Source organism: bacterium (assembly GCA_021372535.1).
GTDB lineage: Bacteria > Latescibacterota > Latescibacteria > Latescibacterales > Latescibacteraceae > JAFGMP01.
Map to the genome: position 1 here is coordinate 1 of JAJFUH010000104.1, position 2,046 is coordinate 2,046.

At 43.1% G+C, this 2,046-nt stretch carries 3 protein-coding genes; 1 reads left to right on the forward strand and 2 read right to left on the reverse strand.

Translation table 11 applies throughout. The features are described from left to right. Together LLG96_09530 and LLG96_09535 are read right to left on the reverse strand one after the other, a co-directional pair. Positions 1–620: hypothetical protein (locus LLG96_09530; protein MCE5250445.1), on the reverse strand; the 620-nt coding region annotated here is incomplete at its 3' end. Positions 621–687: 67 nt separating this feature from the next. After that, on the reverse strand, positions 688–1,020 hold the full coding sequence (locus LLG96_09535; GenBank protein MCE5250446.1) for a hypothetical protein: 333 nt from the start codon (positions 1,018–1,020) through the stop codon (positions 688–690). Positions 1,021–1,429: 409 nt separating this feature from the next. Between LLG96_09535 and LLG96_09540 the strand changes: the two genes are divergently transcribed. After that, positions 1,430–2,046: transposase (locus LLG96_09540; protein ID MCE5250447.1), on the forward strand; the 617-nt coding region annotated here is incomplete at its 3' end.

Here is a 2,046-nt window from a genome sequence, read left to right on the forward strand (position 1 = left end):
TCTGTTCTTGCCGGAGCCTTCCTTTGTTGCCGTTCTTCACAAGCATACGATAATAATTTGAAAATGACGGCAGCGGCCTCCTGAATATTATAGGTTTTCCCATTGAAGTGAAAATTCCTGGAGATTGGATCGTAGTGACAAATTTTTCTATCGAACAGGGAATAAGCCACAAAGACAGGGAACCCGTTAAGGTTGAATCTACCGACACTTTCAATGCTGGTTAATTCGAAACGTTCCATATGTTCTTCATGTTCTTCAAAATGATTTCGCAGAGTTTTATCCATGAGCAGTTGCCTGCCGTCATGACCCAATCTTTCTTTGATATTCCTTATTATCCGGTTTTCTGAATGATTACAGAGGATTTTGCCAGCTGATTTTTTGTCGTTTTTGCCTCTCTCTGAAATTTCAGGCCAAAGCATATGGGATATCGTACAGGCATGTTTCAAAAATACATCAATAGAATTGAATATTTCTTTGTGAAATACCTGATAACGGTGATTTTGCCTGGAAAGCCGATTCAGATTTGACATAGAGAAATTCAGTTCGCCTATCGCATCCAATGTAAGCTGACTCTGATTGATAATCTCACCAAGGTAAAAATCGAAATCTTCCGTATTCATGTGATTACCCTCTCCTTTCTCTCATAGCGTTCCCTGGATTACCTCTGAATTTTTTGTTTACAAGAATTTATGAGTTGCTTCCGAAATTAAGCCACGTTGGTCTTCTAAGGACCAGCTTAGTTCCGATTTCCATTAAATCAGAGATAAAACTCGTCCTTCTTTCTTCAAGCGCTGTGGAATGATGAAGGCGGGTGATTATGAGGTCATCATTGAGAACTGACAAAGGACTTGCCACACAAATTTTTTTGCAAACCGGACATTGAAAATGCATATGTCCGGAGAGAGGTTCATGGCCGAGATACTTGAAAAGAGAGGGTAACGGAATACCTTCGTTTAGCCCCCTTATTTCAATTTTACCAAGAATACCGCAGTGAGCACATCGAATTTCCCTTGTCGCCATAACAACCTCCCTGAACAGGTGGATATGCATTTGGTTATGAAATAAATTCCAGCCATTGCCCTTTTGTCACATCAATTCACGTGACATTCTGTTGTCAAAATAACCGAGTTGATTGAAAAAACTATTTTTAATAATAGTTGATTTGGGGCAGATGGGCAATACGAGATATATTCCAGTATAATATCAGCATAATGCTGATATTATACTGAGGGGAAATATGGGGACACTTCCCATATTATCCGATGCGTCAAAGTATGAAATCTTTCCTATCGGCCTAAGGTTATTTCACTCAACTTTCGCAGGGCTAATAATGATGTAACATATTGTAATAATTAATAGTATAGCGTCACAAAGTGTGCTATATAGGTTTTGCTTCCGAACAAAACACATAAACACAAAAGGTGACGCTATGCCCCACACTGTATCAGACATCGCTTCCTGTGAAAACCAGATTCATCAGTTCTTTCATAATCAGAGAATCGGGCACCTGTTGAAGTGCAGCAACCTTCGTCATCAGAAAGGCATTTCTCCGGTTCTTGTGTTCCGTCTTTTGTTTACCCTGGTTTTCACCGGCAAGAACCTGTTTCGGACCCTGGAAATGGCGGGGGAAACTTGCGACATGGGCAAGGACACGGTCTACCGGTTCCTCAATTCGGTCCACACCAATTGGCGCAGATTTCTTCTTCTGATCAGCTCACGAGTAATCAGCCGGGAACTTGAGCCATTGACCGATGTTACCAACATGAAAGTGCTGATCGCCGATGACACGCTTTACCGCCGGAATCGGAGCAAACATGTGGAGTTGCTTGCACGGGTATTCGACCATACCGATCGGCGATATTACCGTGGATTCAGGATGCTCACCCTGGGGTGGTCGGACGGCATCAGTTTTCTGCCTGTTTGCTGTGCCCTGTTGTCCTCCAATAAGAAGGAAAACCGCCTGGTTCCTTTGCGCACGGACCTTGACCGCCGCACCAACGGGGCAAAACGTCGCCGGGAAAGCACCTGCAAGGCAACGGATGTGCT

Coding starts and splice junctions, on each gene's coding strand:
- LLG96_09535 (MCE5250446.1), bottom strand. CDS start 1,020: ATGGCGACAAGGGAAATTCGATGTGCTCACTGCGGTATTCTTGGTAAA.